Raw genomic sequence first — 4,893 nt, forward strand, 5'->3', positions numbered from 1 at the left:
CGAGAAATTGCAACCGACTTCCACTACCACGGCGGTTATGCGCCTTTTTCAAAAAATACCCCGCCGCACAACTGTCGGACAGCGGCGGAGCCTAGAACGATACTAATCTCTCCCGGCTCAGTTTCCGGGGTCGTTGTGCCCGGCGGGCGGCAGCGGCGGCATCGGCTGCCAGCCGTCGTCGGCCAGGATGGCCCGTGATTCGCGCCACCCCCGCCACAGCGCGCCGGTCCCTTTCAGGGTGCGTTCGACGAGGATGAGGCGGACCATTTCCTTCAGGAACGTCAGCGCGGTCCCGGCCGCGAAACCGGGCCTGCTGAACTTGCCGTGCGCCCGGAGGTACTGCCCCACGTGGCCGCGGTTGCGCATCACGTAGCGGCGGCTAAGGTCACTGGAGTCGTTGAGGTGGCGCAGAACCAGGTCCACCTGGCGCTGGGCGCGCACCTTCTTGATGACAAAGGCGTTGACGTAGACCACCGGGGTCTGCTGGGCGGCGAGCCACCCGTAGATGGTGTCATCCCAGGTGATGAAGAAGCGCGGATCCGGCAGCCCGATGTCACGGACAACTGCGGCGTTGATCAGCATGCCTTCGAAGTTGCCCACATTGGTGCGGAAAACGTCGGAGTGCCGGAAGACGTCGCGTGAGACCGGCAGGAAGACGCCCAGTGCACCGACAAAGTGGTGCTGCCAGAAGAAGGGGTTGCCGTTGGCGTCGTAGCGGCGGCCAATTATGCAGGAGTAGTCGGGGGTGAACCGGGCCAGGGCCTCCACCGCACCGGGGAGCACCTCGACGTCGTCGTCCATCAGCCAGAGCCATTCGGCGCCCAACTGCAGCGCCAGCTCCACGCCGCGGGAGAAGCCGCCGGCGCCGCCGATGTTCTCCGGCAGCCGTTCGTACTCAATCGGCGCCCCGCCTGCGGAGATGGCCCGGGCCACGACCTCCGGGGTGTGGTCGCTGCTCGCGTTGTCCACCACAATGATCCGCGCGGGGCGGTTGTCGAGGCGGGCAAAGGATTCCAGCAGGTTTTGCAGGAAGTCTGCCCGGTTGTAGGTGACGACGACGGCGTACAGGTTCTCCATGCCGGCCTAGCGGTCGCCGGACATCAGCCGCGCGGGCGAGCCGAAGCCCTTGCCGCGGAAACCGGTTGAGTAGGCGTTGAACCAGTGCGCGAGGCCTTTGAAGTCACCGCTCTTGAGGAAGTAGTACGGGAAGCCGACCATGTCAGCGCTGAACCAGCGCAGGTTGCGGTACTTACGGGTCAGGTAACCCCGGTTGCGGAAGTAGCAGTAGCGCTTGAATTCGCCCTCGGGGATGACGGGGGTGATGAATCCGCCGAAGACGGGCTTCATTTCGGTCCAGGTGGCCGGGTGCTGCACTGCCACCGTCGCCAGGGTGCCGTATTTCAGGCCGGCTTTCTTGACCCGGGAGAGGAAATCGACCTCGTCGCCGCGGATGAAGAACTTCACGTCCGGGATGCCGATGGTGTGGAAGACCTCAGTGCGGATCAGGGCGCCGTTGAAGAAGTGCACCATGCCCGGGAGGTAGCCCATCGGGGCCAGCTTGGACCGGTCATTGGTCAGCAGGCCGTTGATCCGGAAGTTGAAGGACAGCCGGTTGGGATCGGCCGTGGCCGCAACAAGCGGGCTCACGATGTCGAGCTGGTGTTCTTCCGCGGTTTTCAGCAACTCGGCGAGGCAGGTGCCGTCCTCGGGGTGGCCGTCGTCGTCCATCAGCCAGATCCACTCGGCACCGCTGGCCATGGCGGCCAGGATCGCGTACGCGAACCCGCCGGCGCCGCCAAGGTTAGCCTCGGAGCGCAGGTAATTGATGTTCGAACCACCGGCGGCAACGACGTCGGTGGCCGGCACGGTGCCTGAGTCCACCAGCGCGATCGAGTGGATGGGGGCGGTTTGGTCCGCGAGTCCCTTCAGGAGCAGCGCCAGCTCTTGATGGCGGTCGAAGGTTACGGCCGCGACGGCGACTTTGGGCTGCATGGTCAGTTCCTGGGGGCGTCGTCGGCGGAGTCGGAGGGAACGTCAGGTTCCGCAACAGCGGTGGCGGTATCAGCATCCGCGTGGGCGGTGTCAGCATCCGCGGGGGCGGCCGGCTCTTCGCCGGCGCCAAGCACACCCGGAACCACTTCGCGCAGCCGCTCCAGGCTGATGGCACCCTGGCGGACCACGCGCATGGGCGTGGCGGTGGCGTCAACGATCGTGGACGGCTCGGCCCCGCTTCCCTCAACCGGCCGGTGGCCGCCCTCGAGGTAGACCTCAACGGATTCCGCCAGCTGCGCTTCTGCCTCCGCAGCGTTCTGGGCCGCGGCCTGGCCGGTCCGGTTGGCGGACGAGACTGCCAGCGGCCCGGTGAGGGTCAGCAGGTCCTGGGCGACGTCGTCGGCCGGAAGGCGCAGGGCGACGGTGCCCTTGGTGTCGCCGAGATCCCAGTCGAGGCTGGGCTGGGCGTGCAGGATCAGGGTCAGGCCGCCGGGCCAGAATGCCTCGGCGAGCTGCCGCGCCTCGGCGGGGACGTCGGTGGCGAGTCCGTCGAGGGCGTTCAGCCGGGGAATGAGCACCGGCGGGGGCATCTGCCGGCCGCGGCCCTTGGCAGCGAGCAGCAGTGTCACGGCCATCGGCGAGAAGGCGTCCGCGCCGATTCCGTACACGGTATCGGTGGGGAGGACCACACATTTGTGCTCCCGGATGGCCCGCTGGGCGTGTTCAAGTCCTGCGGCACGCTGCTCTGCGTCCGCGCAATCGTAAGTGGTGGTCACTGACCTATCCTTTCATCACTGCCGGCATCGGGCTTGCGGACAGCACTCGTGGCGCGCTCCCGGCCGTTGAGATCCAGATGCGTGGCAACCCCGGTCCAGTGACCCGAGCGCTCCAGCATCGTGGCAATCCAGCCCGACTGGACTTCGGCATGTTCCATCACAAAATAGCCGCCAGGCACCAGGAGCCTCGCCGCGGAGGCTGCGGCTGCGGTGGGCAGTTCCATGCCGTCCGCTCCCCCGCCATAAAGCGCCTCCGCGGGATCGTGCAACGCCACTTCGGGTTCGTTGGGGACCGCTTCGGCGGGAATGTACGGCGGGTTGGAGACCACGACGTCGAAGCTGCCGTTGTGTTCGGGCAGCGCGTCCCGCAGGTCCCCGCGGACCAGCCGGACCCCGAGCGGCGCGAGGTTTTTCGCGGCCCAGGCGTGTGCGAATTCGCTGAACTCGACGGCGTGCACCTCAGCGTTGGGAACCTCGTGCGCGATCGATCCCGCGATCGCGCCGGAGCCTGTCCCGAGGTCAACAACCTTGGGCCCGCGTCCGCGGGACGGCTCCGCGGCGGCCCAGGTCTTGAGCCAGTCGATTACCAGCTGGACCACGGACTCCGTCTCCGGACGCGGGATGAACACCCCGGGTCCGACGGCGAGTTCCAGATAGCGGAAACGCGCCACACCGGTGAGGTGCTGCAGCGGGATCCGCCGGGCGCGCTCGGCCACAAGCTCGCCATACCCCTCGGGCGCCGGCGTGTCCCCAAGGACCATGGCGCGGAGCCGGCCGGGGCCGACGCCCAGCAGGTGGCCGGCCAGGAGTTCGGCGTCGACTTTGGGGCTCGGCACACCGGCGGCGGCGAGCACCGCCGTCGCCTCGCGGACAGCGTCGGCGAGGCTCGGCCGGGTATCAGGTGTCATCTGGGGCGGGGTCGCTACTAGTCGCCGATGGCGTCGAGGCGGGCCTGCTCGTCCATCTCGATGGCGGACTGGATGACTGGTTCCAGGTCCCCGTTCATGACCTGGTCCAGGTTGTACGCCTTGTACCCGGTGCGGTGGTCCGCGATCCGGTTTTCCGGGTAGTTGTACGTCCGGATGCGCTCCGAGCGGTCCATGGTGCGGATCTGCGACTTGCGCTGCGCGGAGTTCTCGGCGTCGATCTGCTCCTGCTGGTGCGCGAGGATGCGGGCACGCAGCACGCGCATGCCGGCCTCACGGTTCTGCAGCTGGGACTTCTCGTTCTGCATGGCCACCACAATGCCCGTGGGAAGGTGGGTAATGCGCACCGCGGAGTCGGTGGTGTTGACCGACTGCCCGCCGGGGCCGGAGGAGCGGTAGACGTCGATCTTGAGATCGTTCTGGTTGATTTCGAGTTCCTCGGGCTCGTCCACTTCGGGGAGCACCAGCACGCCGGCGGCCGAGGTGTGGATGCGGCCCTGGGATTCGGTCACGGGAACACGCTGCACCCGGTGCACGCCGCCCTCGAACTTCAGCCGGGCGTAGACGCCTTCGGCGGGGTCGTTGGAGTTGCCCTTGACGGCCATCTGGACGTCCTTGTAGCCGCCGAGGTCCGATTCCGTGGCGGAGATCAGTTCGGTCTTCCAGCCGCGGGATTCGGCGTAGCGGCTGTACATGCGCAGGAGGTCCGCGGCGAACAGGGCAGCCTCGTCGCCGCCTTCGCCGCCCTTGACCTCGAGGATCACATTGCGGGCATCGTCCGGGTCGCGCGGGATCAGCAGCCGGCGAAGCTTGGCCGCGGCCGTCTCCAGCGCAGTCTCCAGCTCGGGCACCTCGGCGGCGAACTCAGGATCCTCGTCGGCCATTTCCTTGGCGGCCGCGAGGTCATCGCTGATGCCTTCCCAGCGGTGGTAAGCCTCCACAATGCCGTTCAGCTGAGCAGACCGCCGCCCCAGCTTCCGGGCCAGCTTCTGGTCAGCATAAACGGCAGGATCCCCAAGCTGCGCCTGAATAGCAGCATGCTCATCCAACAGCCCCTGTACGGACTCAAACATTTTCAAACCTCTTTCGACTTGGTACCAAGTCTAATGACGCACGAAGCGGCCGGTGACCTGGCGGCCGGCGTCGCATATTTTTTGCCGGCCCGGGAGTGGCATCGGGCCTGTCGGAGCGTTGCGGCC

Annotated in this window: 5 protein-coding genes; all 5 read right to left on the reverse strand. The window is 67.1% G+C overall.

Translation table 11 applies throughout. The features are described from left to right. Positions 1-117 precede the first annotated feature (117 nt). Genes AC1DHD_RS14395 through prfA form a run of 5 tightly spaced genes read right to left on the reverse strand, consistent with a single transcriptional unit; the run spans position 118 to position 4,767 of the window. The gene (locus tag AC1DHD_RS14395) at positions 118-1,077 is read right to left on the reverse strand and encodes a glycosyltransferase (protein ID WP_476880366.1); all 960 of its coding nucleotides are present in this window, start codon (positions 1,075-1,077) and stop codon (positions 118-120) included. A gap of 6 nt (positions 1,078-1,083) precedes the next feature. Then, complete coding sequence (locus tag AC1DHD_RS14400; protein ID WP_476880367.1) at positions 1,084-1,992, reverse strand: glycosyltransferase; 909 nt, start codon at positions 1,990-1,992, stop codon at positions 1,084-1,086. Between the two features lie 2 nt (positions 1,993-1,994). Beyond that, positions 1,995-2,768, reverse strand: coding sequence for an L-threonylcarbamoyladenylate synthase (locus tag AC1DHD_RS14405; protein ID WP_476880368.1), 774 nt, complete (start codon positions 2,766-2,768; stop codon positions 1,995-1,997). Beyond that, the gene (gene prmC / locus AC1DHD_RS14410; protein ID WP_476880369.1) at positions 2,765-3,676 is read right to left on the reverse strand and encodes a peptide chain release factor N(5)-glutamine methyltransferase; all 912 of its coding nucleotides are present in this window, start codon (positions 3,674-3,676) and stop codon (positions 2,765-2,767) included. Before prmC ends, AC1DHD_RS14405 begins: the two co-directional genes overlap by 4 nt. Positions 3,677-3,693: 17 nt before the next feature. After that, a complete protein-coding gene (prfA, locus tag AC1DHD_RS14415; RefSeq protein WP_476880370.1) occupies positions 3,694-4,767 on the reverse strand; it encodes a peptide chain release factor 1 in 1,074 nt (357 codons plus the stop codon). Positions 4,768-4,893 lie beyond the last annotated feature (126 nt).

This window comes from Arthrobacter sp. 05L45_2 (assembly GCF_056397525.1).

Bases quoted from the DNA above. Each gene is read 5' to 3' on its own strand.
- AC1DHD_RS14395 (WP_476880366.1), bottom strand. From the start codon at position 1,077: ATGGAGAACCTGTACGCCGTCGTCGTCACCTACAACCGGGCAGACTTC.
- prmC (WP_476880369.1), bottom strand. From the start codon at position 3,676: ATGACACCTGATACCCGGCCGAGCCTCGCCGACGCTGTCCGCGAGGCG.
- prfA (WP_476880370.1), bottom strand. From the start codon at position 4,767: ATGTTTGAGTCCGTACAGGGGCTGTTGGATGAGCATGCTGCTATTCAG.
- AC1DHD_RS14400 (WP_476880367.1), bottom strand. From the start codon at position 1,992: ATGCAGCCCAAAGTCGCCGTCGCGGCCGTAACCTTCGACCGCCATCAA.